The sequence below is a fragment of the Bradyrhizobium ottawaense genome, assembly GCF_002278135.3.
Lineage (GTDB): Bacteria > Pseudomonadota > Alphaproteobacteria > Rhizobiales > Xanthobacteraceae > Bradyrhizobium > Bradyrhizobium ottawaense.
The window spans coordinates 3,536,887-3,563,626 of record NZ_CP029425.2; the positions used below are offsets into that span (position 1 = coordinate 3,536,887).

Here is a 26,740-nt window from a genome sequence, read left to right on the forward strand (position 1 = left end):
ATGCAGTCGCGGTTCAAACAGGCGGCCCTGTTTTCGGTAAAGCTGCTGCTGTCGATTGCTGTCCTGGTCTACATCGCGCGCGGTCTCGATCTGCAGCGGTTGCGCAGCCATCTCGTCTCGGTCGATCCTTTGCTGTTCGTCCTGGCGCTGGCGCTGATCTTCTTCCAGACCTTCGTGCTCAACGGCCGGTGGGAGCTGATCATGCGCGCGCTCGGCGTGTCGCTGGACTGGCTCGCGGGCTGGCGGATCCTCATGATCAGCCTCTGGTTCAATCAGGTGTTGCCGTCCTCGGTCGGCGGTGATGCGGTGCGGATGTGGCTGCTGCGCCAGCGCGGCGTGCAGTGGCCGGAGGCGGTCAAGGGCGTTGCAGCCGACCGTTTCACGGCATTGATCGGGCTGATCGCGCTGATGGTGGCCGGATTGCCGTTCCTGTTGTCGCGCGTGTCCGATCAGGCCGCGATCCTGGCCATCGGCGGGCTGACGCTGGCCGGCGTCGCCGGCACCGTGGTTCTGTTGACGCTCGACCGTCTGCCCAAGCGCATCGCCCATCCGGCGATCGCAAGCTTCGTCCGGTTCGGAGCGCTGGTCAGGTTTCTCCTGCTGCAGTCCGAGCGCCGTGCTTTGCTGTTCGGGTCGGCGCTGCTCATCCATCTCGTGACCGCGGCGGCTTGCTTCGCCCTGGCGCGCGGTGTCGGAGCACAGCTTTCGGTGGTGGACGCCGGCATCCTGATTCCGCCCGTGGTGCTGTTGACGGCGGTCCCGATCTCGATCAGCGGGTGGGGTGTTCGCGAGGGGGCGATGGTCGCCTGCCTCGGTCTGGCGGGTGTCCCTTCCGAGGAGGCGCTGTCGGTTTCGCTGCTGCTGGGCGCCATCAGCGTGATCATCGGGCTCGTCGGCGGAGCGATCTGGCTGGCAAGTCCGGAGCGCGGATCGTATTCAGCGGACAAGGCCGCCAAGGCGGCGGAGGAAGCCCCCAGCTACGACGGGCTGGGCAAGGAAGTCTCGAGCCACCCATGACCCGCTTGAGTCCGTTGCTGGCGGTCTGGTCTTCACGGGGTGGGATTGCCTCACCCGATCGCGTATCTCATTTTTCGGTTCCACGATGAAAAATCTGTTCTACGTCCGCCACACCTGCCGCCTCTGTCATTCGGACAAGCAGGAGCTTGTCGTCCCGATGGCAGGCATGCCGATCGGCACGCCGAACTTCCAGGTCCCGGACGCCAGCGTCGACGATCCCGTGTTCCGCGCCGCGGTGCCGATGGCGCTGCATCTGTGCAGGGATTGCGGTCATCTCCAGATTCTCCATGTTGGTAATCCCGAGATCCAGTACCGCAACTACGTCTACACCACTTCGCTCTCGCTCGGTCTGCGCGAGCACTTCGCCGGCTACGCCAACGACGTCGTCAGCCGCTTCGGTGTCGCGCCCGGCTCGCTGGTCGTCGAACTCGGCAGCAACGATGGATCGCTGCTCGGCTTCTTCAAAGAGCGCGGCATGCGGGTGTTGGGTGTCGATCCCGCTGTGGACATCGCGAAGCGCGCGACGGAAGCGGGGATCGAGACCATCGGCGACTTCTTCACCGATGCCATTGGTCACCGCATCCTGCAGAGCCACGGTGCGGCGAGCGTCGTGATCGCCAACAACATGATCGCCAATGTCGACAATCTCGATCCGCTGGTGATCGGGGTTCGCGACGTGCTCGCGCCGGACGGATTGTTCGTCTTCGAAACGCAATACGGCGTCGACGTCACCGAGAAGAACCTGCTCGACACCGTCTATCACGAGCATCTGTCGTATTTTAACATCAAGCCGCTGATCCGCTTCTTTGCCCGGCTCGGCATGGAGCTGATCGACGTCCAGCACATCTGGACCAAGGGTGGCTCGATCCGCGTGACCGTGCAGCGTGCCGGTGGCGCCAAGAAGCCGTCGGCTGAGGTCGCGCGCTTCGTCGCCGAGGAAGAACGGCTGGGCGTCGATCAGCCGGCCTATTATGCGCCCTATGTGAAGCGGATCGCCGCGATCCGCGACGAGCTGGTCGCGATGGCTGATGCCGCCCATGCGCGCGGGCAGCTCGTTGCCGGCTACGGCGTCTCGGTCGGCACCACGACGCTGCTGCCGCAGTTCGGCCTGGAGAACAAGATCGACTTCCTGGTCGACGACGATCCCAAGAAGGGGAACGTGATGGCCGGCCCGGGTTACGACATCCCGATCCTGCCGCCTGCCGCCCTTTACGAGCGCAAGCCGGCGTTCGTCGTCGTCTTCGCCTGGCGTTATGTCGACCCGATCCGGGCCAAGCACGCCCGCTATTTCGCCGAAGGCGGAAAGTTCGTGGTGCCGCTGCCGGGCATTTCCATGGTCGAGCGGGCCGACTGACCGCGCAACGGCGCCGAGGCGGGCGCTCCGGGGGAGCGTCCGGAAGGAACCGGTCGGGCGCTGCGATTGCGCCCTGAAGGGTGGGTGGATAAGCCTTTGATCCGGCTGGGCTCTGCTCTAGCGCCCGGCAAGGTCGGCTGGTCCAGCGGGGCCCTCTATATCTTGACCTTTGGTCCTATCCGCAGTAGATACCCCGCACTCGCAGCCGGCCCGTTAGACGCGGATCTCCGGCGCGGCTTTGAAATCCCCGAACAATCGAGCCCGGTTTCCGGCTCATCCTTCGAGACAGAGGGCTGGGCCAACGGCGGCTGTTCGGATCCCTGAAATTCATTCGCGTCTGTCGACGGACGTTGGACATCAAAACGATGGCAGTCAGCCCTTTCAAGTTCTTGCAGGAAGTGCGCTCGGAGACCGCCAAGGTCACTTGGCCGACCCGCCGCGAGACCACGATCACCACCATCATGGTGTTCGTCATGGTCGCCGTGGCCTCGATCTTCTTCTTCGCCGCCGACCAGATCATCCGTGTCCTCATCACCTACCTTCTGGGCATTCACTGATGGCAACCGCAACCGCTCAACTGTCCGACAAGCGCTGGTACATCGTCCACGCCTACTCGAACTTCGAGAAGAAGGTCGCCGAATCGATCCGCGAGCAGGCCAAGCAGCGCGGGCTCGAGGAGCTGTTTGAGCTGGTGCTGGTTCCGACCGAGAAGGTCACGGAAGTGCGCCGCGGCCGCAAGATCGACGCCGAGCGCAAGTTCTTCCCCGGCTATGTGCTGGTGAAGATGAAGCTGACCGACGAAGCATTTCACCTCATCAAGAACACGCCGAAGGTCACGGGCTTCCTCGGCGCTGAAAACAAGCCGATGCCGATCTCGGAATCCGAGGCCATGCGCATCCTGCACCAGGTGCAGGAAGGCGTGGAACGGCCGAAGGCGTCGGTGTCGTTCGAGATCGGCGAGAACGTGCGCGTGGCCGATGGCCCGTTCGCCTCGTTCTCGGGTGTCGTCGAGGAAATCGACGAGGCGCGCTCGCGCGTGAAGGTCGCGGTGTCGATCTTCGGCCGTGCCACGCCGGTCGAATTGGAATTCGGTCAGGTCGAGAAGGTCTGACCGGGGAGCGCGTGAGACTTCGGTCTCGCGTTAGCAAGAGGCCGTGGGAGGGAGAGGGCGGTTGCCAGCCGCATCCGACCCAGACCACGAACCTGAAACCGCTGGCAGCCTGCCGGCACAACAGGAGTGATACATGGCAAAGAAAGTGACCGGATACCTGAAGCTTCAGGTCCCGGCCGGTGCGGCGAATCCTTCGCCCCCGATCGGTCCCGCGCTCGGTCAGCGCGGTCTCAACATCATGGAGTTCTGCAAGGCGTTCAACGCGCAGACCCAGAAGGAAGAGAAGAACACCCCGATTCCCGTCGTGATCACGATCTACGCCGATCGTTCGTTCACGTTCGAGATGAAGACGCCCCCGATGTCGTTCTTCCTCAAGCAGGCCGCCAAGATCCAGTCCGGCTCGAAGGCGCCGGGCCGCGACAAGGCCGGCAAGGTGACCAAGGCGCAGGTGCGCGAGATCGCCGAGAAGAAGATGAAGGATCTCAATTGCGATTCCATCGAATCGGCCATGAAGATGGTCGAGGGCTCTGCCCGTTCGATGGGCCTGGAAGTGGCGGGGTAAGCGGTCATGGCAATCGGAAAACGTTTGAACAAAGCCCGCGAAGGTGTTGACCGCGAAAAGCTTTATCCGCTCGCGGACGCCATCAAGATGGTCAAGGAACGCGCGAAAGCGAAGTTCGACGAGACCATCGAGGTCGCGATCAATCTCGGCGTCGATCCGCGTCACGCCGACCAGATGGTCCGCGGCGTCGTGACCCTGCCGAACGGCACTGGCCGTACGCTCCGCGTCGGCGTGTTCGCCCGCGGTGCCAAGGCCGATGAGGCCAAGGCTGCGGGTGCCGACGTCGTCGGCGCCGAGGACCTGGTCGAGAAGGTGCAGAACGGCTCGATCGATTTCGACCGCTGCATCGCCACCCCCGACATGATGCCGCTGGTCGGCCGTCTCGGTAAGGTGCTCGGCCCGCGCGGCCTGATGCCGAACCCGAAGATCGGCACCGTGACCATGGACGTCACCGGTGCGGTGAAGGGTGCCAAGGGCGGCTCGGTCGAGTTCCGCGTCGAGAAGGCCGGCATCCTGCAGGCCGGCGTCGGCAAGGCCTCGTTCTCCGAGGAGAAGCTGGTCGAGAACATCAAGGCTCTCGCCGATGCTGTCTCGAAGGCGAAGCCGGCCGGTTCCAAGGGCACCTACATCCAGCGCGTTGCGGTGTCCTCGACCATGGGCCCCGGCGTGAAGGTCGAGCCGGGCACCATTCTCGGCTAAGTCTGAAAATTGCATGAGGCGAGGGGCGGAATTGGGCAACCGATTCCGCCCCTCGTCGTTTGTGGCAGGGCTCACCGGAAACAAGAACAATGGCTGACAAGGTCCTGATCTATTCGCGCTTTCCCAAGACGATGATGGCGCGTTTCGCCGAGCGGTTCGAATTGCTCGACACCGGTGGCAAGCCCGCCGGGGAGGTGTTTTCGGCGGAGGAACTCAGCGGCATCCGCGCACTGCTCACCGCGGGCGGCTCGCCGCTCAGTGCGGAGGCGATGGACCTGTTTCCAAAGCTCGGCGTCATCGTCTGCTACGGCACCGGCTATGACGGTGTCGACCTGAAGGCGGCAGCCAGCCGCAACATCGCAGTCGGCCACAGCCCGGGCGCCAATGCGGCTTCGGTCGCCGACATCGCGATGACCCTGATGCTGGCGACGACCCGGCGGATCCTGGTCGCCGACCAATATGTCCGCAGCGGTGACTGGGCGGCGTCGAAGCAATCGCCGATGATGCGCCCGCAGGCGGGCATGCCCGGCCGCCGTATCGGCGTCTACGGCATGGGCGAGATCGGCCGCAAGATCGCGGCGCGCTGCGCCGCCTTCGAGAGCGAGGTCGGCTATTTCAGCCGGACCAGATACGATCTGCCCTATCAATATTTTCCGACGCTCGAGGCGCTCGCCGACTGGTGCAGCGTGCTGATGATCGCAGTGCGGGCAGGGGCCGAGACCCAGCATGCCGTCAACGCCGACATCCTGAAGCGGCTCGGGGCGGAGGGCTATGTCGTCAACATCTCCCGTGGCTCGGTGATCGACGAGAAGGCCATGGTCTCAGCGCTCACCGACAAGACCATCGCGGGTGCCGGCCTCGACGTCTTCGAGAAGGAACCGCACGCGCCCGACGCCCTGACCGCGCTCCCCAACGTCGTGTTCGCCCCCCATATCGGCGGCCACACCCTCGACTCGCACGTCGCCATGCAAGGCTGCGTCTTGGCCAATCTGACCGCGTTCTTCGAGGGCAGGCCGCTGCCTCATGAGGTCAAATCGGCCTGAGTCGGTCCTTATCGGCCCGGATCAAGCGCCCAGGGCAACGGATTGGAACTGGTGTGAATTTTGCTCTTGGCAAGCAGGCCCGGAGCGGTTAAAGAACCGCTTCCGGACGTGCCGGCCTCGGCTGGCGCGTTCGTGCACGCATTCCGAAAACCGAAGACAGGAGAAATTCCTTTTCAGGACGTCCGTGAGGATTTGCCCGAAAAGGAAGAAAAACCCGTCGGTTGGTGGAGTGCGGGCAGGGGTCGGGCGGTTCGCCGGCTGACCTTGTCCTGTCCAAGACTGCAGGCGCTCGCGGGAAGTTTCGACTTCTCAACGGCTTAATCGCATGGCCTGCATAGACGGGTGAAGACCGGATTTCACTTCGCCTTCCACCTTAAGGGTGGTTGCGAAACGGGTCTGGTTCGGACCTCGACACGCCGTGGGCTCTCAAGAGCTCCCGGAGGGCAGGCTTTGAATCGTCGTCTCGCCCGGCGCGTGTCCGATGGGTTTTGACCCGGAGGTTCAGGTTTTGGGTGGGGCGATGGGTGCAACCCGGCGGTCCCGCTTTCGCGATGACCGCCAACCGGAAAGAGCTTGCTGTGGAACGAGCGGCAAAAAAGGAAGCGGTCGAACAGCTCAACGGGGTCTTCAAGACCACGAGCGTCGCGGTCGTTGCTCAATATTCCGGCCTCACCGTCGCCCAGATGCAGAAGCTGCGCCAGCAGATGAAGCAGGCGGGCGCTGCGGTGAAGGTCTCGAAGAACCGTCTCGCCAAAATTGCTCTTGAAGGCACTGACGTCGTTGCCATCGGCCCCATGCTGAAGGGACCGACCGTGATCGCCACTTCGAACGATCCGGTAGCGGCGCCAAAGGTCGCCATCGAATTCGCCAAGGCGAACGAAAAGTTCGTCATCGTCGGCGGCTCGATGGGGAAGACCGTCCTGAATGTCGACGGCGTGAAGGCGCTTGCCTCGCTGCCGTCGCTTGATGAACTGCGCGCCAAGATCGTCGGCCTGCTTGTGGCCCCGGCGACCAAGATCGCTCAGCTCGCCAATGCGCCCGCGGGCAAGCTCGCGCGCGTCATCCAGGCTCATGCCTCAAAGGGCGAAGCGGCCTGACGCCCTTCGCAAAACTCAAACCCGAACCAGACTTACACGTAAGGAAACTGAACAATGGCTGACTTGCAGAAGATCGTTGACGACCTCTCGAGCCTCACCGTGCTCGAAGCCGCTGAACTGGCGAAGCTCCTCGAAGAAAAGTGGGGCGTTTCGGCTGCCGCGGCTGTCGCCGTGGCCGGCCCGGCTGGTGGTGGCGCTGCCGCCGCTCCGGCGGAAGAGAAGACCGAGTTCACGGTCGTTCTCGCCAGCGCCGGCGACAAGAAGATCGAGGTCATCAAGGAAGTCCGCGCCATCACCGGCCTGGGCCTGAAGGAAGCAAAGGATCTCGTCGAGGGCGCGCCGAAGCCTGTCAAGGAAGGCGTGAACAAGGACGAAGCCGACAAGATCAAGGTCCAGCTCGAGAAGGCTGGCGCGAAGGTCGAGCTCAAGTAAGCACCGCTTACTGGCGAGGTCTCGGGCGAGCGTAAGCTTGGTCCGAGATCCTGCTTGCCCCTCAAAAAGGAGCGAGCCTGATGCAAAAGGCGTGCGACGGAACGTCCCGACGTAGGCCGAACACGAAAAAGTGTGGGGATTTGAGGGTTCGCCCCTCGAATCTCCACTATTGTCGCCCCATATCGGTTCGGCAGCACGAAAGCGCGGTGGGCAGGGATAGCGGATTCCCTGTAAGCCGTTGGGAGAGCAAGCTATTTCGGGCTTTTGCAGTCCGTGAAACGATCGTTGTGACGGGCGGGCGCGCACCAGCGCCCCGCGCGTCGTTTTGCGTTTTGAAGGTCTGAAGAACAGATTCAGGACATTCCGGCCTGAAGCTGAGTCTCCGGCCCCCAAAGCGGGTTCGAAAAATTCAACCCGAGGAGCGGTGGCAGCCGCGTCTCGGACGGTTCGCCCAGAGCGGGCGACGAAAATGAGAGGCCACGATGGCGCAGCAGACATTCACCGGTCGCAAACGCGTTCGCAAGTTCTTCGGACACATCAAGGAAGTCGCCGAGATGCCGAACCTCATCGAGGTTCAGAAGGCGTCCTATGACCAGTTCCTGATGGTCGATGAACCCCAGGGTGGCCGTCTCGACGAGGGTCTGCAGGCGGTGTTCCGCTCGGTGTTTCCGATCTCCGATTTCTCGGGCACCTCGATGCTGGAATTCGTCCGCTACGAGTTCGAGCAGCCGAAATACGACGTCGACGAGTGCCGCCAGCGCGGCATGACCTTCGCGGCTCCCCTCAAGGTGACGCTGCGCCTCATCGTGTTCGATATCGACGAGGAAACCGGCGCGAAGTCGGTGAAGGACATCAAGGAGCAGGACGTCTACATGGGCGATATCCCGCTCATGACGATGAACGGCACCTTCATCGTCAACGGCACCGAGCGCGTCATCGTCTCGCAGATGCACCGCTCGCCCGGCGTGTTCTTCGATCACGACAAGGGCAAGACCCATTCCTCGGGCAAGCTGCTGTTCGCCGCCCGCGTCATCCCGTATCGCGGCTCCTGGCTCGACATCGAGTTCGACGCCAAGGACATCGTCTATGCGCGTATCGACCGCCGCCGCAAGATTCCGGTGACGTCGCTGATGTTCGCCCTCGGCCTCGACGGCGAGGCGATCCTGTCGACGTTCTACAAGAAGATCCTCTACAAGCGGACCAAGGAAGGCTGGCGCGTTCCGTTCGACGCCAATCGTTTCCGTGGCTACTCGACCATCAACGACCTGATCGATGCCGACACCGGCAAGGTCGTGCTCGAGGCCGGCAAGAAGCTCACCGTCCGTGCCGCCCGCCAGCTCCAGGAGAAGGGGCTGAAGGCGCTGCGCATGGCCGATGAGGAGCTGGTCGGCAACTACATCGCCGAGGACCTCGTCAACCCGAAGACCGGTGAGATCCACGCCGAAGCCGGTGAGGAAATCACCGACAAGTCGATGAAGGTGCTCAACGAGCACGGCTACAAGGAATTGCCGCTGCTCGACATCGACCACGTCAATGTCGGCGCCTACATCCGCAACACGCTCTCGGCCGACAAGAACATGACGCGTGAAGACGCGCTGTTCGACATCTACCGCGTGATGCGTCCGGGAGAGCCGCCGACGCTGGATTCGGCGCAGGCCATGTTCCAGTCGCTGTTCTTCGATGCCGAGCGCTACGACCTCTCCGCGGTCGGCCGCGTCAAGATGAACATGCGCCTCGACCTCGATGCGCCCGACACCCAGCGTACGCTGCGCAAGGAAGACATCCTCTCCGTCATCAAGACGCTGGTGGATCTGCGCGACGGCAAGGGCGAGATCGACGACATCGACCATCTCGGCAACCGCCGTGTGCGTTCGGTCGGCGAGCTCATGGAGAACCAGTACCGCATCGGCCTGCTGCGCATGGAGCGCGCGATCAAGGAGCGCATGTCCTCGGTCGACATCGACACGGTCATGCCGCAGGACCTGATCAACGCGAAGCCGGCGGCTGCCGCCGTGCGCGAGTTCTTCGGCTCCTCGCAGCTCTCGCAGTTCATGGACCAGACCAACCCGCTCAGCGAGATCACCCACAAGCGTCGTCTCTCGGCGCTTGGACCGGGTGGTCTGACCCGCGAGCGCGCCGGCTTCGAGGTGCGCGACGTGCATCCGACGCATTACGGCCGCATCTGCCCGATCGAGACGCCGGAAGGTCCGAACATCGGCCTGATCAACTCGCTCGCGACCTTCGCGCGCGTGAACAAGTACGGCTTCGTCGAGACGCCTTATCGCAAGGTCAAGGATGGCCGCGTCACCGACGAGGTCGTGTATCTCTCGGCGATGGAAGAGGGCCGCTACACGGTCGCGCAGGCCAACGTGCCGCTCGACCCGAAGGGCCGCTTCACCGAAGACCTCGTGGTCTGCCGTCATGCCGGCGAAGTCTTGCCGGTGACGCCCGACAAGGTCGACTACATGGACGTGTCGCCGAAGCAGCTCGTTTCGGTGGCCGCGGCGCTGATCCCGTTCCTCGAGAACGACGACGCCAACCGCGCGCTGATGGGCTCGAACATGCAGCGCCAGGCGGTGCCGCTGGTTCGCGCCGAGGCGCCGTTCGTCGGCACCGGCATGGAAGGCGTGGTTGCGCGTGACTCGGGCGCCGCGATCGCGGCGCGCCGTTCGGGCGTGATCGACCAGATCGACGCCACCCGCGTCGTCATCCGCGCCACGGAAGATCTCGATCCGACCAAGTCGGGCGTCGATATCTACCGTCTGATGAAGTACCAGCGCTCGAACCAGTCGACCTGCATCAACCAGCGTCCGCTGGTGAAGGTCGGCGACATCGTCAAGAAGGGCGACATCATCGCCGACGGTCCGTCGACCGATCTCGGTGAGCTCGCGCTCGGCCGCAACGTGCTCGTCGCGTTCATGCCGTGGAACGGCTACAACTTCGAAGACTCGATCCTGCTCTCCGAGCGGATCGTGAAGGAAGACGTCTTCACCTCGATCCACATCGAGGAATTCGAGGTGATGGCCCGCGACACCAAGCTCGGGCCCGAGGAAATCACCCGCGACATTCCGAACGTCTCGGAAGAAGCGCTGAAGAACCTCGACGAAGCCGGTATCGTCTACATCGGTGCGGAAGTCCGCGCCGGCGACATCCTGGTCGGCAAGATCACGCCGAAGGGCGAGAGCCCGATGACGCCGGAAGAGAAGCTCCTGCGCGCCATCTTCGGCGAGAAGGCTTCCGACGTTCGCGATACCTCGCTGCGCGTTCCTCCGGGCGTGCAGGGCACGATCGTGGAAGTGCGCGTGTTCAACCGTCACGGCGTCGACAAGGACGAGCGTGCGCTGGCGATCGAGCGGGAAGAGATCGAGCGTCTGGCCAAGGACCGCGACGACGAGCAGGCGATCCTGGACCGCAACGTCTACAACCGTCTTGCCGAGCTGCTCGAAGGGCGGCAGGGCATTGCCGGCCCGAAGGGCTTCAAGAAGGACACCAAGATCACCCGTGCGGTGCTCGAGGAGTACCCGAAGTCGCAGTGGTGGCTGTTCGCCTCGCCGAACGACAAGCTGATGGCCGAGATCGAGGCCATGCGGAAGCAGTACGACGAGTCGAAGAAGGGGCTGGAACAGCGCTTCCTCGACAAGGTCGAGAAGCTTCAGCGCGGTGACGAATTGCCGCCCGGCGTGATGAAGATGGTCAAGGTCTTCGTCGCGGTGAAGCGCAAGATCCAGCCCGGCGACAAGATGGCCGGCCGCCACGGCAACAAGGGCGTGGTGTCGAAGATCGTGCCGATCGAGGACATGCCGTTCCTCGAAGACGGTACGCACGCCGACATCGTGCTCAACCCGCTCGGCGTGCCTTCGCGCATGAACGTCGGACAGATCCTCGAGACCCATCTCGGCTGGGCCTGCGCCGGCCTCGGCAAGCGTATCGGCCAGACCGTCGATGCGTACCTGTCGAAGCAGGACATCAAGCCGCTGAAGGAGACCTTGAAGAAGGTCTACGGCGAGGACGAGACGATCAAGACGCTCAACGACAACGAGTTGATCGAGCTCGGCCATAACCTCAGCCGCGGTGTGCCGATCGCGACGCCGGTGTTCGACGGCGCCAAGGAAGCCGACATCGAGGAGATGCTGAAGCTTGCCGGTCTCGACGCTTCGGGTCAGTCGACCGTCTATGACGGCCGTACCGGCGATGCGTTCGATCGCAAGGTGACAGTGGGCTACATCTACATGCTCAAGCTGCACCATCTCGTGGACGACAAGATCCACGCGCGTTCGATCGGTCCGTACTCGCTCGTCACCCAGCAGCCGCTGGGCGGCAAGGCGCAGTTCGGTGGCCAGCGCTTCGGCGAAATGGAGGTGTGGGCGCTCGAGGCTTACGGCGCGGCGTACACGCTCCAGGAAATGCTGACGGTGAAGTCGGACGACGTCGCCGGCCGTACCAAGGTGTACGAGGCGATCGTGCGCGGCGACGACACGTTCGAGGCCGGTATTCCGGAATCGTTCAACGTGCTGGTCAAGGAAATGCGCTCGCTCGGCCTCAACGTCGACCTGCACAACTCCAAGGTTGGACCGGCGCCGACGTCGGAAGCGGCCGAGTAACACGACCTTTCATGCCCGGCCTTCACGGCCGGGCATTGGCGCCCCTCCCGATGCCTTGAGGGCAGGGCGCCCTGCTTGAGTGATTTTCGAATTTGCGGCCGGAGGCGACCGGCACGCGAGGAGAAGACGATGAACCAAGAAATTATGAATCTCTTCAACCCGACGACGCCGGCTCAGGTCTTCGACCAGATCCGGATCTCGATCGCGTCTCCAGAGAAGATTCTGTCCTGGTCCTACGGCGAGATCAAGAAGCCGGAGACCATCAACTACCGCACCTTCAAGCCCGAGCGCGACGGCCTGTTCTGCGCCCGCATCTTCGGGCCGATCAAGGATTACGAGTGCTTGTGCGGCAAGTACAAGCGCATGAAGTACAAGGGCATCATCTGCGAGAAGTGCTCGGTTGAGGTCACGCTGTCGCGCGTCCGGCGCGAGCGCATGGGCCATATCGAGCTCGCAGCCCCCGTCGCCCACATCTGGTTCCTGAAGTCGCTGCCCTCGCGCATCGGCCTGCTGCTCGACATGACGCTGAAGGATCTCGAGCGGATCCTCTACTTCGAATACTACGTCGTGCTCGAGCCGGGCCTCACCGCGCTGAAGGACCGCCAGCTGCTGTCGGAAGACGAGTATCTGAAGGCGCAGGACGAGTACGGCCAGGACAGCTTCACCGCCATGATCGGCGCGGAAGCGATCCGCGAGCTGCTCAAGGGCATGGACCTCGAGAAGCTCGAGGCGACCTTGCGCCTGGAGATGCAGGAGACCGACTCCGACATCAAGCACAAGAAGCTCGCCAAGCGCCTGAAGATCGTGGAAGCGTTCCGCCACTCCGGCAACAAGCCGGAATGGATGATCATGACCGTGGTCCCGGTGATTCCGCCGGATTTGCGTCCGCTGGTGCCGCTGGACGGCGGCCGCTTCGCGACGTCGGATCTGAACGACCTCTACCGCCGCGTCATCAACCGCAACAACCGCTTGAAGCGGCTGATGGAGCTCCGCGCGCCCGACATCATCATCCGCAACGAGAAGCGCATGCTTCAGGAAGCGGTCGATGCGCTGTTCGACAACGGCCGCCGCGGCCGCGTCATCACGGGCGCCAACAAGCGCCCGCTGAAGTCGCTCGCCGACATGCTCAAGGGCAAGCAGGGCCGCTTCCGTCAGAACCTTCTGGGCAAGCGTGTCGACTATTCGGGCCGTTCGGTGATCGTGGTCGGTCCCGAGCTGCGCCTGCATCAGTGCGGCCTGCCGAAGAAGATGGCGCTCGAGCTGTTCAAGCCGTTCATCTATTCGCGGCTCGACGCCAAGGGCCTGTCCACCACGGTGAAGCAGGCCAAGAAGCTGGTCGAGAAGGAGCGGCCCGAGGTCTGGGACATCCTGGATGAGGTCATCCGCGAGCATCCGGTGCTGCTCAACCGCGCACCGACGCTGCATCGTCTCGGCATCCAGGCGTTCGAGCCCGTGCTGATCGAGGGCAAGGCGATCCAGCTTCACCCGCTGGTCTGCTCCGCGTTCAATGCCGACTTCGACGGCGACCAGATGGCCGTGCACGTCCCGCTGTCGCTCGAAGCGCAGCTGGAAGCGCGCGTCCTGATGATGTCGACCAACAACATCCTGCACCCGGCGAACGGACAGCCGATCATCGTGCCGTCGCAGGACATCGTGCTCGGTCTCTACTACGTCTCGATCATGCGCGAAGGCCTGCCCGGCGAGGGCAAGGTGTTCGGCGAGATGGCCGAACTCGAGCACGCGCTGCACGCGAAGGTCATCCACCTCCACACCAAGATCAAGTACCGGTGGGAAGGCATCGACGAGACCGGCAAGATCTCGAAGCGCTGGATCGAGACCACCGCTGGCCGCGTCATGCTCGGCAATCTGCTGCCGAAGAACCCGCGCGTCCCGTACGAGATCATCAACAAGCTGATGACCAAGCGCGAGATCTCGGGCGTCATCGACCAGGTCTACCGCCACTGCGGCCAGAAGGAGACGGTGATCTTCTGCGACCGCATCATGGCGCTCGGCTTCTACAACGCGTTCAAGGCCGGCATCTCGTTCGGCAAGGACGACATGGTCGTGCCGCACTCCAAGTGGAAGATCGTCGACACCACCCGTACGCTGGCGAAGGATTTCGAGCAGCAGTACAACGACGGCCTGATCACCCATGGCGAGAAGTACAACAAGGTCGTCGACGCCTGGTCGAAGGCCACGGAAGAAATCGCCAAGGCGATGATGAAGGAGATCTCCTCCACCAAGAAGACGGCGAGTGGAGCGGATGCCGACATCAACTCGATCTACATGATGGCTCACTCCGGCGCCCGCGGTTCGCCGGCCCAGATGCGCCAGCTCGCCGGCATGCGCGGCCTGATGGCCAAGCCGTCGGGCGAGATCATCGAGACGCCGATCATCTCGAACTTCAAGGAAGGCCTTTCGGTTCTCGAGTACTTCAACTCGACCCACGGCGCCCGCAAGGGCCTCGCGGACACCGCGTTGAAGACCGCGAACTCGGGCTACCTGACCCGTCGTCTCGTCGACGTCGCGCAGGACTGCATCATCACGCAGAGCGACTGCGGCACCAAGCTCGGCATCAAGATGCGCGCCATCGTCGATGCCGGCACCGTGGTGGCTTCGCTCGGCTCGCGCATCCTCGGACGCACGGCCTGCGAAGATATCCGTGACAGCTCCGGCAAGGTGATCATCAAGCGCGATACGCTGATGGAAGAAAGCCATCTGGACGCCATCCAGCAGGGTGGTGTGCAGGAGGTGAAGATCCGCTCGGCGCTGACCTGCGAACTCGTCAACGGCATCTGCGGCAAGTGCTATGGCCGCGACCTCGCCCGCGGCACGCCGGTCAACCACGGCGAAGCGGTCGGCGTCATCGCGGCGCAGTCGATCGGCGAGCCGGGCACCCAGCTCACCATGCGCACCTTCCATATCGGTGGTGCGGCGCAGCTCAACGAGCAGTCGTTCGTCGAAGCCAACTTCGACGGCAAGATCGTGATCCGGAACAAGGCCATCGCCCGCAACAGCGAAGGCCACCTGGTCGCGATGGTGCGCAACATGGTGGTGGCGATCGTCGATGCCGACGGCACCGAGCGTGCGACGCACCGCGTTCAGTACGGTTCGCGCCTGCACGTCGACGAAGGCGACATGGTCAAGCGTGGCCAGCGCATCGTCGAGTGGGATCCCTACACCCGTCCGCTCCTCACCGAGGTCGAAGGTACCATCGGCTTCGAGGATCTGGTCGAGGGGCAGTCGATCTCGGAAACGCTCGACGAAGCCACCGGTATCGCCAAGCGCGTGGTCATCGACTGGCGCTCGACCCGCGGCGGCGCGGACCTGCGTCCGGCCATCGTGGTCAAGGGCAAGGACGGCAAGGTGCTCAAGCTCGCCCGTGGCGGCGATGCCCGCTACATGCTGTCGGTCGACGCCATTCTCTCGGTCGACGTCGGCGCCAAGGTCAATCCGGGCGATATCCTCGCCCGTGTCTCGACCGAAAGCGCCAAGACGCGTGACATCACCGGCGGTCTGCCGCGGGTGGCGGAACTGTTCGAGGCACGGCGTCCGAAGGATGCGGCGATCATTGCCGAAATCTCGGGCACCATCCGGTTCGGACGCGACTACAAGAACAAGCGTCGCATCTCGATCGAGCCGATGGACAAGACCGACGAGCCGCGCGAGTACCTGATCCCGAAGGGCAAGCACATCCACCTTCAGGACGGCGACGTCGTCGAAAAGGGCGACTTCATCGTGGAAGGCAACCCGGCGCCGCACGACATCCTGGCGGTCAAGGGCATCGAGGAACTCGCGGCCTACCTGGTCAACGAGATCCAGGAGGTCTACCGGCTCCAGGGCGTGCTCATCAACGACAAGCACATCGAGGTGATTGTCCGTCAGATGCTCCAGAAGGTGGAAGTCACCGACCAGGGCGACACGGACATGATCTCCGGCGAGCAGGTCGACAAGATCGAGTTCGACGCGCTGAACGAGAAGGCGAAGGAAGAGGGCAAGAAGATCGCTACGGGGACGCCGGTTCTGCTCGGCATCACCAAGGCGAGCCTCCAGACCCGCTCCTTCTTCTCGGCGGCCTCGTTCCAGGAGACCACCCGCGTCCTCACGGAAGCGGCGGTCAACGGCAAGGTCGATCCGCTCGAAGGCCTCAAGGAGAACGTCATCGTCGGCCGGCTAATTCCGGCAGGCACCGGCGCCTCCATGGCCAAGATTCGCGAAGTCGCCATGAAGCGCGACAAGCTGATCCTGGACGAGCGCGAGAAGCAGGCGGCGGTCGTGTCGCCCGCGCCGGAAGCGGAGCTTCCTGCGCTGCCGCCCGCGGAATGATCGTTCATCCGTAGGACTACCGAGGACAATGAAAAGGCCGGCGAAAGCCGGCCTTTTTGTTGCTTTGCTTGTCTGTTGCGATGCGAGATCAACCTTTGTTCATCTTTCCTTCAGCCGCAAAAGCGCTTCTGCTAGGAGAGTTTAGACCGGTGGTCCCGTGAAGGGGGCGGGCCGGAGACCACGGAACTCACATGCTTGATCTTGCAATCGTAGGCGGCGGCCCCGGCGGGCTGATGAGCGCTTGGTATCTGAAGCGCAAGCTCGGCGACCTCTGTCGCGTCACCATCTACGAGGCCTCCGATCGGCTCGGCGGCAAGATCGTCACCCGCAAATTCGATTCCGCGCCCGCGATGTACGAGGCCGGCGTTGCCGAGATCTACGACTACTCGATGACCGGGCCGGATCCGCTGCGCGAGCTGATCCAGCATTTCGGGCTGCAGACGATTCCGATGGATGCCGAGCAGGTGCAGTTCGGCGGCGAGCTTCTCGACGACGTGCCGGGCATGCGCCGCAAGTATGGCGCCAAGACCGCCGCGGCGATCGAGGCGTTCCGCAAGCGTTGTGCTGAGGCGATGTCACCGATCGAATATTACGAGGGCGTCGGCGCGCACGACAATGAGAATCCCTGGGCCTACAAGACCGCCGAGCAGGTGCTCGACGAGGAGGTCGAGGACGAAACCGCAAAGCGGTTCTTCAAGGTGATGGCACGCTCCGACATCGCCACCGAGAGCCACAACACCAACGGCCTCAACGCGCTCAAGAACTATCTGATGGATGTCGACGGCTATATCGGCCTCTATTCCATCCAGAACGGCAACGAGCAGTTGATCGAATGCCTGCAGTCGGAGGTCAACGCCGACATCCAGCTCAATCACCGCGTGCTAACCGTCGGCAAGGCGCCGACCGGCCGCTACCAGCTCAAGATGATGAACGGCAAGGGACCGGAGACGCGCGACTTCGATCTCGTGCTGGTCTGCCTGCCGCATTCCTGGCTCGCCACCATGGGGTGGGAAGGCGAACAGCTCCGCAAGTCGATGGTCAAGCACGTTTCTTACTTCGACCGTCCCGCGCACTATTTGCGCGTCTCGATCCTGTTCGACACGCCGTTCTGGGGCGAGAAGATTCCAGGCGCCTGGTTCATGTCGGAAGCCTTCGGCGGCTGCTGCGTCTACAACGAGGGTGCGCGCCACGACGTCGGCAAGCACGGCGTGTTGAACTGGCTGATTCCCGGCTCCGACGCGCTGGCCTTCGCCAATCTGTCCGACCAGGAGCTGATCGATGCCGCGCTGAAATCGCTGCCGGCCTCGCTCGGCGATGCGCGCCTGCATTTCATGGAAGGCAAGATCCATCGCTGGTTGTCGTCGGTGAACGCGATTCCGGGCGGCCTGCCGGTGCGCGATGTCATGACCAATCACCGGCCCGAGCCGAAGGAGCATCCCGGCATCGTGGTGGTCGGCGACTATCTGTTCGACTCGACGCTGAACGGCCTGCTCGACTCCTCGGATGCGGCAACCGACATCATCCTGACCGAGATGATGCGCCTGCGCCGCGAGCGCGCGCAGGACGACAAGCCGCTCTCCGACAAGATCGATCGGGACTATTTCGAGAACTATCGCGGCCTCGGCCCCTATCACGAGGCATGGCGCCACTTCACCGATCCCGATTACCTCACCCGGCTGCTCGGCATCGTCTGGGGCAAGACCAAGGGTGCCAAGCTGCTCGTCGCGGGCTCGGCCAGCGGCGAATTGGTCGGCGCGCTGCGCGAGCGCGGCATCGATGCCTTCGGCATCGAGAGCAACCGCGCCATCCACGCCAGGACGCCGAAGGCGCTGAAGAAGTACAACAAGCTCGGCTCGATCACCGACATGCCGTTCAAGGACGGCGCGTTCGACTTCGTGTTCGAGACCAGCCTTTGCCACGTTTCCCCGAAGCAGGTGGTCCGCGCAATCAAGGAACTGAACCGCGTGGTCAAGACCGGCCTCGTGTTCGGCTCGATTACCTCGGACATGGCGCCCGCGCTGATCGACCGCTACGACCTCCTGCGCGGGGTCAAGAAACTCGGCACGTGGTGGGAATGGTCCGAACTGTTCTTCGGCAACGGTTTCGACCTCTCGATGCACCGCAAGGATTGCACCGATGCGCTCTGGGAGGCGACGCTCGCCGCCAACAAGGGGCCGGGGCAGTGGTACGCCGACGCCGACAGCCTGCGCTATTCCTTCTTCGACAAGGTCGAGGACGAGGACGAGGATTAGCCGCGGGGCGCGTGTCGAATTCGCCAATTGTTTTGCCGAATTCATCCTGATCGCATAGAATCGGTGCAATAGCGGCTTTCCGCTATGTCCTGCTTTCTCTGCGGTCATGCCGGCCGTCAGCATCGGTTGGTTTCATGGCATCCAAGCCTTTCTCGCCCGACAAACAGAAGCTCGCCGCCGAAGAGGCGGCCGAGCTCGACGACAAGCTCGCGTCGACTGCCAAGCCGGACCTCGAAGACGACGAGGATGCCGAAGACGAGGCGGATGACGAGCTGGAGCTCGACGACGATGATGAGGACGAGGACCTCGTCGTCTTTACCGCGCGCGAGGCCGCGGGCGCGCTCGCGACCATCGTCGGGTTCGTCAAGCCGTTCCTGGCGAACTACAAGCGGATGCTGTCCTTCGTGGCGTTTGGCGTCTGCGTCGAGACGCTGTTCAACGTCATCATGCCGCTCAGCCTCAAGTTCCTGATCGACGACGCGCTCGGGGAGGAGGACTTCCAGGCGCTGTACAAGATCCTCGGCGTGCTCGCCGTCGCCGGCATCTTCACCTCGATCGTCGCGGTCTGGTACGAGCGCTGGGACGCGCGGCTGGCCGCCTGCATCATCTCCGACGTCCGCAAGCGCCTGTTCGAGCACGTTCAGGACCTGCCGGCGGCCTATTTCGGCCGCACCAAGCGCGGTGAGATCCTGTCGCGCTTCTCCGTCGACCTGTCGGCCTTCGAAGGCTCGGTCAAGACGTTTGCCAACAGTGCCGCGCTGCCGTTTCTGGAGCTGATCGCCGGCATCATCCTGATGGTGTTCCTGAACTGGCAGCTCGCGGCGGTCGCGCTGCTCGTGTTCCCGATCACACTGATCGGCCCGCGGATCCTGACGCCCAAGGCGGTGCAGGCCAATTACGAGCAGAAGCTCAACGAGAGCGCGCTGCTCGGCATGGTGCAGGAGAACGTGGCGGCGCAGGCCGTGATCAAGGCGTTCAGCCTGCAGCGCAAGATGTTCGGCTTCTTCACCTTCCGCAACCACGAGGCGCGCGACAAGATCGCCTCAGCCGCGTTCCTGTCGACCATGGTGGAGCGGACGGTCACCATCTCGGTGCTGATGCTGCACCTCGTGGTGCTCGCGATCGGCGCTTATCTTGCCACCAAGGGCCAGATCACCATCGGCACCTTCGTCACCTTCGAGAGCGCCTTCTGGGAGGTCTCCTACAACATCGCCCATGTGATGCATTTCATCCCGGTGTCGATCTCCTCGGCGGCGGCGATCCGGCACATGCAGGAGCTGCTGGACGAGCCGACCCGCGCTGCCGACCGCCCCGGCGCGCCCGATTTGCCGCGCATCACCAACGACATCACGTTCGATCACGTCACCTTCCAGTACGAGGGCAGTCAGACCCCGGTGCTGGACAATCTCAGTCTCAAGCTCAACGCGGGCAAGCGCATCGCGATCGTGGGCCCCAGCGGCTCCGGCAAGAGCACGTTGCTCAATTTGATCCTGCGGCTCTACGTGCCCGACGAGGGGCGGGTCACCATCGACGGCGTCGACGTCCGCAAGGTGACGCTGGATTCGCTGCGCCGGAGCATGGCGGTGGTGTTCCAGGAGAACATGCTGTTCAACATGTCGATCCGCGAGAACATCCGGCTCGGCAAGGAGGGCGCGACCGACGAGGAGGTGGAGGAGGCCGCCAAGAAGGCCGAGATCCACCGCTATATCATGAGCCTGCCGCAGCGATACGACACGCCGGTCGGCGAGCGCGGCGACACCCTGTCGGGCGGTCAGCGCCAGCGCATCGCGATCGCGCGCGCGGTCATCCGCAACCCCTCGGTGCTGCTGCTGGACGAAGCCACCTCGGCGCTGGACCAGACCACGGAAGCCGCAATCAACCGCACGCTGCTCAAGGTCGCCAAGGGCCGCACCATGATCTGGTCGACCCACCGCCTGACCTCGGTGGTGGAGATGGACGAGATCATCGTGATCTCAGGGGGCAGGGCGATCGAGCGCGGCTCGCATGCCCAGCTGCTCGCCAAGAACGGGACCTATCGCAAGCTGTGGAACGACCAGATCCATCAGCCGCACGGCGCGGCGGCTCACGCCGACGACGGCAGGGACGATGAGGACGAAGACGACCTCGAGGATGCCGAGGACGAGGACGACGAGGAGGAATGACCGAGCAAGTTCGGCTCCAGCTCGAAGGCGCCTCCAAGCGGCCGCAGCAGGCCTTGAGCCGACCAGGCGATGAAGCGGGCCCAGCGCTGCGCCGTCCAGTAGGGGCTCGTACCGATCGAGACTGAGCGGAAGTCGAACGCCTTCGCCGCCGACCATTCGTCACAGGCCCGCTTGACCGGATCTGCGTAGAAGGCAGCGATCTTGGCCGCACTCATCCCGTCGCAGGCGAGCCAGGCCGGGATGTGGACGTTGCAGAGCCGCTCGACGTCGGTGAAGACCTTGTCGCAGCCGGTGCCGGCGACCGGGCAGGAGGTCGCGAAGGCATCGCCCACCAGCACGAGGCCGGGCTGGCCGCGGCAATCGTTCACGTAGAGATCGACCGGGCGGATCTTGATCTCGCCCGGGATCTCGAACGGGCCGGTGACGGCCTCGAGCCGGGGCAGGGCCGCATCCAGCGTCTCGGTCGGGGCGCGGCGCAGCTCGCGCAGCCAGGGGTCGTCGCAGGCGCGATAGACGAACAGATTGGCGCGCATCCGCGTGCCGACCGGAAACAGCGTGATGTACGGGATGCGGTCGCTCGGACGTTCGGAGAAGTAGGTCAGAGCCGGGAAGGCGAATGCTGAGCGCCCGACCGGGACGATGTCGAACCCGATCGAGATCGAATGGCAGGCGCTGATGACTTTTCGGGCGATGCCGAGCTGGTGGCGCAGGCCGACATTCAGGCCATTGGCGAGCACCACCAGGCGGGCCGAGATCGTCTCGTCATTGGAGAGCACGACCCGCTGCCGCTCCTCGCTCGTCTCGACGGCGATGGCCTTGGCGCAGATGCGCTCGACGGAAGCGGGGATTTCGTCGCGGACCGCGTTGACCAGGGAATCGTAGAGGATGTTGAACTGCCGGCTCGGTGCCTTGTCGAGCAGGCGGCCGAAGCGGGCGATCCAGTTCTCGCCGGTAAAGGTCGCGCGGCGCAGCACTGATTCTGCGATTCCGGTCTTCAGGAATCGCCCAACCTGCTCCTGACCACTGAGTTTCTCGACGCGAAAGTCCGTCGGATAGCTCTCATGCGGATCGATCAGGACGGTCGAAATGCCGGCCCGGCCGAGCATCGCGGCGGCGGTCGAGCCCGCCAATCCGCCGCCGATAATGGCAATGTCGGTGTACCGCATGGCGCCCATTTCCTGCCGAAGGGCCCAGATTGACGCATCAACAGGAAAAAAAGCCTTAGCCCTGGTTATAAAAGTACTTTTCGCCCGGGTATAATAATTCTCAAGCTGGCGGAACCGAGAGTCCGTTCCCATATCGGAGTGGTGCGGCGAGGGCGGCAAACCGCGATTTTGACAGGCTCCTGAAGCGCTTCGTGGCTGTCGTTTCGCCTTGACTTGATCGATTCTCACGCATAGAAAGCGCCTCACTTAACGACAGGCGGTGAGCATCGCCAGCGTCGGAACGGGCCACCCGTTAGATCCCCAAGGACTAAAGCCACCAGGGATCGCTAAAAGGCGGGCACCAACCTCGACGAATGCCGCTCAAACGCTGTCGATCATAGCTAGGCAATGCCAGTGCGATTCTAGTTCTCTTGAGCTTATTCTCTTGAGATCGAATTCGGATGCATGACCTCAGTGCGCGGGCCGCGGCTTTATGCTGATCGGCCTCAATACTGCGGTCCTCTGTGGCGTCGAAGCGCTTTCCGCCCGTTGATGGGGCGGTTGGCGCGATTTCGCTTTGTGCGGATTGTTCCGCGGAAGGCGACCTCGTCGGGCGGGTAGCTCGAAAGAATTTGCAGTCCCGGCGACGGGCTGCGGCAAGACAGCGGATCCGAAAAGGGTCTGCGACAGAACAAAGGGTAAGGCCAGGATGCCGACGATCAACCAGCTGATCGCTCAACCGCGTGAAGTGCAGAAGTCGCGCAAGAAGGTGCCGGCGCTGCAGCAGTCGCCGCAGAAGCGTGGTGTTTGCACCCGCGTCTACACCACGACCCCGAAGAAGCCGAACTCGGCGCTTCGTAAGGTCGCCAAGGTGCGCCTGACCAACGGCTTCGAGGTGATCGGCTACATCCCCGGTGAAGGCCATAACCTCCAGGAGCACTCGGTGGTCATGATCCGCGGCGGTCGCGTCAAGGACTTGCCCGGCGTGCGCTACCACATCCTCCGCGGCGTTCTGGATACCCAGGGCGTCAAGAACCGTAAGCAGCGTCGTTCGAAGTACGGCGCGAAGCGTCCGAAGTAAGCGGGAACCAGCTCCATGTCTCGTCGCCACTCAGCGGAAAAGCGCGAAGTCCTTCCCGATCCGAAGTTCGGGAACATCATCGTCACGAAGTTCATGAACTCGGTGATGTACGCCGGCAAGAAGTCGGTCGCCGAAGGCATCGTCTACGGTGCGTTCGGTATCATCGAAACCAAGACCAAGCAGAACCCGCTCGGCGTGTTCGAGCAGGCACTCGAGAACGTCATGCCGACGATCGAAGTGCGCTCCCGCCGCGTCGGCGGCGCGACCTACCAGGTTCCGGTCGAAGTTCGTTCGACCCGCCGTCAGGCGCTGGGCATCCGCTGGCTGATCTCCGCTGCGCGTGATCGCAACGAGAAGACCATGACCGAGCGGCTCTCGGCCGAGCTCCTGGACGCGTCGAACAACCGCGGGAATGCCGTCAAGAAGCGTGAAGACGTGCACCGGATGGCGGAAGCCAATCGCGCCTTCTCGCACTATCGCTGGTAACGGCGACACACGGAATCTAAGGAACACCCTATGCCCCGCGTTCATGCCATAGAGAATTACCGCAACTTCGGTATCATGGCGCATATCGATGCCGGTAAGACGACGACCACCGAGCGCATCCTCTATTACACCGGCAAGAGCCACAAGATCGGCGAAGTGCACGAAGGTGCCGCGACGATGGACTGGATGGAGCAGGAGCAGGAGCGTGGCATCACGATCACCTCGGCTGCGACCACTGCATTCTGGGCCGGCAAGCGCCTGAACATCATCGACACCCCCGGCCACGTCGACTTCACCATCGAAGTCGAGCGTTCGCTGCGCGTGCTCGACGGCGCCGTCTGCGTGCTCGACTCGAACCAGGGCGTCGAGCCCCAGACCGAGACCGTCTGGCGCCAGGGCGACAAGTACAAGGTTCCGCGCATCGTCTTCGCCAACAAGATGGACAAGACCGGCGCCGACTTCTTCAAGTGCCTGGCCGACATCGTCGACCGCCTCGGCGCCAAGCCGATCGCGATCCAGCTTCCGATCGGTGCCGAGAACAACTTCAAGGGTCTCGTCGACCTCGTGAAGATGCAGGGCATCATCTGGAACGATGAATCGCTCGGCGCGAAGTTCGACTATGTCGACATCCCGGAAGATCTGGTCGAGCAGGCCAAGGAATACCGCGAGAAGATGGTGGAAGCCGCCGTCGAGCTCGACGACGACGCCATGGCCGCCTATCTCGACGGCAAGGAACCGGACGAAGAGACGCTGAAGCGGCTGATCCGCAAGGCGGTCCTGACCGGCGCGTTCTATCCCGTGCTGTGCGGCTCGGCCTTCAAGAACAAGGGCGTTCAGCCGCTGCTCGACGCCGTCGTCGACTATCTGCCGTCGCCGATCGACGTGCCCGCGATCAAGGGCACCGACGATCGCGGCAACGAAGTCGTGCGCAAGGCGGACGACAAGGAGCCGCTCGCGCTGCTCGCGTTCAAGATCATGGACGACCCGTTCGTCGGTACCATCACCTTCTGCCGCATCTACTCCGGCGTTCTGCAGAGCGGCACCGGCGTCGTGAACTCGACCCGTGAGAAGAAGGAGCGCATCGGGCGCATGCTCTTGATGCATGCGAACAATCGCGAAGACATCAAGGAAGCCTATGCCGGCGACATCGTCGCACTGGCCGGCCTGAAGGAAGCGCGCACCGGTGACACGCTGTGCGATCCCGACAAGCAGGTGATCCTCGAGAAGATGGAATTCCCCGAGCCGGTCATCGAGATCGCGATCGAGCCGAAGTCCAAGGCCGACCAGGAAAAGCTGGGCGTGGCTCTGGCCAAGCTCGCTGCGGAGGATCCGTCCTTCCGCGTGTCGACCGACCAGGAGTCCGGCCAGACCATTCTCAAGGGCATGGGCGAACTCCACCTCGACATCAAGGTCGACATTCTCCGCCGCACCTACAAGGTCGACGCCAACATCGGCGCGCCCCAGGTTGCGTTCCGTGAGCGCGTCACCAAGAAGGCCGAGGTCAAGTACACTCACAAGAAGCAGACCGGCGGTACCGGTCAGTTCGCGGAAGTGTCGATCGTGGTCGAGCCGAACGAGCCCGGCAAGGGCTACGAGTTCGAATCCAAGATCGTCGGTGGTGCGGTTCCGAAGGAATACATCCCCGGCGTTGAAAAGGGCCTCAACAGCGTGATGAGCTCTGGTGTCGTCGCGGGCTTCCCCGTGGTCGACGTCAAGGTTCAGCTCGTCGACGGCAAGTATCACGACGTCGACTCGTCGGCGCTCGCCTTCGAAATCGCATCGCGCGCGGCATTCCGCGAAGCCTTGCAGAAGGGCAAGTCCGTCCTGCTCGAGCCGATCATGAAGGTCGAAGTGGTGACCCCGGAAGACTACACCGGCTCGGTCATCGGCGACCTGAATTCGCGGCGCGGTCAGATCCAGGGTCAGGACATGCGCGGCAACGCCAACGTCATCAATGCGATGGTGCCGCTCATGAACATGTTCGGTTACGTGAATAACCTGCGCTCGATGAGCCAGGGGCGCGCAACCTTCACCATGCAGTTCGACCACTACGCAGAAGCGCCGGCCAACGTGTCGGCAGAAGTCCAGAAGAAGTTTGCCTGATTGTCGTCGGTCACGAACTGACGATTGAACGGAGAGTCAAATGGCCAAAGCAAAGTTTGAACGTAACAAGCCGCACTGCAACATCGGCACCATCGGTCACGTCGACCATGGCAAGACGTCGCTGACCGCGGCGATCACCAAGGTTCTCGCCGAAGCCGGCGGTGCAACGTTCACCGCGTACGATCAGATCGACAAGGCGCCGGAAGAGAAGGCGCGTGGCATCACCATCTCGACCGCGCACGTCGAGTACGAGACGCCGAACCGCCACTACGCCCACGTCGACTGCCCCGGCCACGCCGACTATGTCAAGAACATGATCACCGGCGCCGCCCAGATGGACGGTGCGATCCTGGTCGTGTCGGCCGCTGACGGCCCGATGCCGCAGACCCGCGAGCACATCCTGCTCGCCCGCCAGGTCGGCGTGCCCGCACTCGTCGTGTTCCTCAACAAGTGCGACATGGTCGACGATCCGGAACTGCTCGAGCTCGTCGAGCTCGAAGTCCGCGAGCTGCTCTCGAAGTACGACTTCCCGGGCGACAAGATCCCGATCATCAAGGGTTCGGCGCTCGCCGCTCTCGAAGATTCCGACAAGAAGCTCGGCCACGACGCCATCCTCGAGTTGATGAAGAACGTCGACGAGTACATCCCGCAGCCGGAGCGTCCGATCGACCAGCCGTTCCTGATGCCGGTTGAAGACGTGTTCTCGATCTCGGGCCGCGGCACCGTCGTGACCGGCCGTGTCGAGCGCGGCATCGTCAAGGTCGGCGAGGAAATCGAGATCGTCGGTCTCCGTGCGACCCAGAAGACCACCGTCACCGGCGTCGAAATGTTCCGCAAGCTGCTCGATCAGGGCCAGGCCGGCGACAACATCGGTGCGCTGCTCCGCGGTACCAAGCGCGAAGACGTCGAGCGCGGCCAGGTGCTGTGCAAGCCGGGTTCGGTCAAGCCGCACACCAAGTTCAAGGCTGAGGCTTACATCCTCACCAAGGAAGAGGGCGGTCGCCACACCCCGTTCTTCACCAACTACCGTCCGCAGTTCTACTTCCGCACCACCGACGTGACCGGTGTCGTGCACCTGCCGGAAGGCACCGAGATGGTGATGCCGGGCGACAACATCGCGATGGAAGTGCATCTGATCGTGCCGATCGCGATGGAAGAGAAGCTCCGCTTCGCGATCCGCGAAGGCGGCCGCACCGTCGGCGCCGGCGTCGTCGCCTCGATCATCGAGTAATTACGAGAACAGGGATCGGCGAGTAGCGAATGGTGACA

The 26,740-nt window shown here is 63.3% G+C and carries 18 protein-coding genes; 17 read left to right on the forward strand and 1 reads right to left on the reverse strand.

The genetic code is table 11. The features are described from left to right. The 13 genes from CIT37_RS16780 (at position 1) to CIT37_RS16840 (ending at position 20,656) form a co-directional block, all read left to right on the forward strand. Entirely contained in the window at positions 1 to 1,017 is a 1,017-nt protein-coding gene (locus CIT37_RS16780) for a lysylphosphatidylglycerol synthase transmembrane domain-containing protein (RefSeq protein ID WP_095426223.1), read from the forward strand. An 85-nt stretch (positions 1,018 to 1,102) separates the two neighbouring features. Next, positions 1,103 to 2,371, forward strand: coding sequence for a class I SAM-dependent methyltransferase (locus CIT37_RS16785; protein ID WP_028141015.1), 1,269 nt, complete (start codon positions 1,103 to 1,105; stop codon positions 2,369 to 2,371). Between the two features lie 365 nt (positions 2,372 to 2,736). Next, on the forward strand, positions 2,737 to 2,928 hold the full coding sequence (gene secE / locus CIT37_RS16790) for a preprotein translocase subunit SecE (protein WP_026202711.1): 192 nt from the start codon (positions 2,737 to 2,739) through the stop codon (positions 2,926 to 2,928). Next, complete coding sequence (gene nusG / locus CIT37_RS16795) at positions 2,928 to 3,482, forward strand: transcription termination/antitermination protein NusG (protein WP_008136441.1); 555 nt, start codon at positions 2,928 to 2,930, stop codon at positions 3,480 to 3,482. The genes secE and nusG overlap by 1 nt, the downstream gene beginning before the upstream one ends. 133 nt (positions 3,483 to 3,615) lie before the next feature. Next, a complete protein-coding gene (rplK, locus tag CIT37_RS16800) occupies positions 3,616 to 4,044 on the forward strand; it encodes a 50S ribosomal protein L11 (RefSeq protein ID WP_006611824.1) in 429 nt (142 codons plus the stop codon). Between the two features lie 6 nt (positions 4,045 to 4,050). Further along, positions 4,051 to 4,743 carry a 50S ribosomal protein L1 gene (gene rplA, locus CIT37_RS16805; RefSeq protein ID WP_014494487.1) on the forward strand — a complete coding sequence of 231 codons (693 nt, stop codon included), beginning with the start codon at positions 4,051 to 4,053 and terminating at the stop codon, positions 4,741 to 4,743. 89 nt (positions 4,744 to 4,832) lie between these two features. After that, positions 4,833 to 5,786, forward strand: coding sequence for a 2-hydroxyacid dehydrogenase (locus tag CIT37_RS16810; RefSeq protein ID WP_095426224.1), 954 nt, complete (start codon positions 4,833 to 4,835; stop codon positions 5,784 to 5,786). 578 nt (positions 5,787 to 6,364) lie between these two features. After that, on the forward strand, positions 6,365 to 6,883 hold the full coding sequence (gene rplJ, locus CIT37_RS16815) for a 50S ribosomal protein L10 (protein WP_038950205.1): 519 nt from the start codon (positions 6,365 to 6,367) through the stop codon (positions 6,881 to 6,883). A 54-nt stretch (positions 6,884 to 6,937) separates the two neighbouring features. Further along, positions 6,938 to 7,315, forward strand: a complete 378-nt coding sequence (gene rplL / locus CIT37_RS16820) for a 50S ribosomal protein L7/L12 (RefSeq protein WP_018322255.1) — start codon at positions 6,938 to 6,940, stop codon at positions 7,313 to 7,315. A gap of 482 nt (positions 7,316 to 7,797) precedes the next feature. After that, a complete protein-coding gene (gene rpoB, locus CIT37_RS16825) occupies positions 7,798 to 11,916 on the forward strand; it encodes a DNA-directed RNA polymerase subunit beta (protein WP_028141012.1) in 4,119 nt (1,372 codons plus the stop codon). A gap of 129 nt (positions 11,917 to 12,045) precedes the next feature. Next, positions 12,046 to 16,242, forward strand: coding sequence for a DNA-directed RNA polymerase subunit beta' (gene rpoC / locus CIT37_RS16830; RefSeq protein ID WP_028141011.1), 4,197 nt, complete (start codon positions 12,046 to 12,048; stop codon positions 16,240 to 16,242). A gap of 191 nt (positions 16,243 to 16,433) precedes the next feature. Next, complete coding sequence (locus CIT37_RS16835; RefSeq protein ID WP_092260223.1) at positions 16,434 to 18,494, forward strand: FAD-dependent oxidoreductase; 2,061 nt, start codon at positions 16,434 to 16,436, stop codon at positions 18,492 to 18,494. 134 nt (positions 18,495 to 18,628) lie between these two features. Beyond that, on the forward strand, positions 18,629 to 20,656 hold the full coding sequence (locus CIT37_RS16840; RefSeq protein ID WP_095426225.1) for an ABC transporter ATP-binding protein: 2,028 nt from the start codon (positions 18,629 to 18,631) through the stop codon (positions 20,654 to 20,656). Here the strand turns inward: CIT37_RS16840 and CIT37_RS16845 are convergent. Continuing rightward, entirely contained in the window at positions 20,578 to 21,822 is a 1,245-nt protein-coding gene (locus tag CIT37_RS16845; protein WP_038950206.1) for an FAD-dependent oxidoreductase, read from the reverse strand. The two genes, CIT37_RS16840 and CIT37_RS16845, sit on opposite strands and share 79 nt — an antisense overlap. Before the next feature lie 688 nt (positions 21,823 to 22,510). On the opposite strand from CIT37_RS16845, the gene rpsL reads away from it, so the two are divergent. From rpsL to tuf, 4 genes are read left to right on the forward strand one after another with little or no spacing between them, the layout of a single operon-like run. Next, complete coding sequence (gene rpsL, locus CIT37_RS16850) at positions 22,511 to 22,882, forward strand: 30S ribosomal protein S12 (protein ID WP_007603006.1); 372 nt, start codon at positions 22,511 to 22,513, stop codon at positions 22,880 to 22,882. A 15-nt stretch (positions 22,883 to 22,897) separates the two neighbouring features. Next, entirely contained in the window at positions 22,898 to 23,368 is a 471-nt protein-coding gene (rpsG, locus tag CIT37_RS16855) for a 30S ribosomal protein S7 (RefSeq protein ID WP_018322260.1), read from the forward strand. A gap of 30 nt (positions 23,369 to 23,398) precedes the next feature. Next, on the forward strand, positions 23,399 to 25,471 hold the full coding sequence (gene fusA, locus CIT37_RS16860) for an elongation factor G (protein WP_038950207.1): 2,073 nt from the start codon (positions 23,399 to 23,401) through the stop codon (positions 25,469 to 25,471). 40 nt (positions 25,472 to 25,511) lie between these two features. Next, complete coding sequence (gene tuf / locus CIT37_RS16865; protein ID WP_008136415.1) at positions 25,512 to 26,702, forward strand: elongation factor Tu; 1,191 nt, start codon at positions 25,512 to 25,514, stop codon at positions 26,700 to 26,702. Positions 26,703 to 26,740 lie beyond the last annotated feature (38 nt).

Excerpts from the sequence above, each read along its gene's own strand:
- rpoC (WP_028141011.1), top strand. The coding sequence starts at position 12,046 with ATGAACCAAGAAATTATGAATCTCTTCAACCCGACGACGCCGGCTCAG.
- secE (WP_026202711.1), top strand. The coding sequence starts at position 2,737 with ATGGCAGTCAGCCCTTTCAAGTTCTTGCAGGAAGTGCGCTCGGAGACC.
- CIT37_RS16845 (WP_038950206.1), bottom strand. The coding sequence starts at position 21,822 with ATGCGGTACACCGACATTGCCATTATCGGCGGCGGATTGGCGGGCTCG.
- fusA (WP_038950207.1), top strand. The coding sequence starts at position 23,399 with ATGCCCCGCGTTCATGCCATAGAGAATTACCGCAACTTCGGTATCATG.
- tuf (WP_008136415.1), top strand. The coding sequence starts at position 25,512 with ATGGCCAAAGCAAAGTTTGAACGTAACAAGCCGCACTGCAACATCGGC.
- CIT37_RS16840 (WP_095426225.1), top strand. The coding sequence starts at position 18,629 with ATGGCATCCAAGCCTTTCTCGCCCGACAAACAGAAGCTCGCCGCCGAA.
- rpsG (WP_018322260.1), top strand. The coding sequence starts at position 22,898 with ATGTCTCGTCGCCACTCAGCGGAAAAGCGCGAAGTCCTTCCCGATCCG.
- CIT37_RS16835 (WP_092260223.1), top strand. The coding sequence starts at position 16,434 with ATGCTTGATCTTGCAATCGTAGGCGGCGGCCCCGGCGGGCTGATGAGC.
- CIT37_RS16780 (WP_095426223.1), top strand. The coding sequence starts at position 1 with ATGCAGTCGCGGTTCAAACAGGCGGCCCTGTTTTCGGTAAAGCTGCTG.
- rplL (WP_018322255.1), top strand. The coding sequence starts at position 6,938 with ATGGCTGACTTGCAGAAGATCGTTGACGACCTCTCGAGCCTCACCGTG.
- rpoB (WP_028141012.1), top strand. The coding sequence starts at position 7,798 with ATGGCGCAGCAGACATTCACCGGTCGCAAACGCGTTCGCAAGTTCTTC.
- rpsL (WP_007603006.1), top strand. The coding sequence starts at position 22,511 with ATGCCGACGATCAACCAGCTGATCGCTCAACCGCGTGAAGTGCAGAAG.
- CIT37_RS16810 (WP_095426224.1), top strand. The coding sequence starts at position 4,833 with ATGGCTGACAAGGTCCTGATCTATTCGCGCTTTCCCAAGACGATGATG.
- rplK (WP_006611824.1), top strand. The coding sequence starts at position 3,616 with ATGGCAAAGAAAGTGACCGGATACCTGAAGCTTCAGGTCCCGGCCGGT.
- rplA (WP_014494487.1), top strand. The coding sequence starts at position 4,051 with ATGGCAATCGGAAAACGTTTGAACAAAGCCCGCGAAGGTGTTGACCGC.
- nusG (WP_008136441.1), top strand. The coding sequence starts at position 2,928 with ATGGCAACCGCAACCGCTCAACTGTCCGACAAGCGCTGGTACATCGTC.
- CIT37_RS16785 (WP_028141015.1), top strand. The coding sequence starts at position 1,103 with ATGAAAAATCTGTTCTACGTCCGCCACACCTGCCGCCTCTGTCATTCG.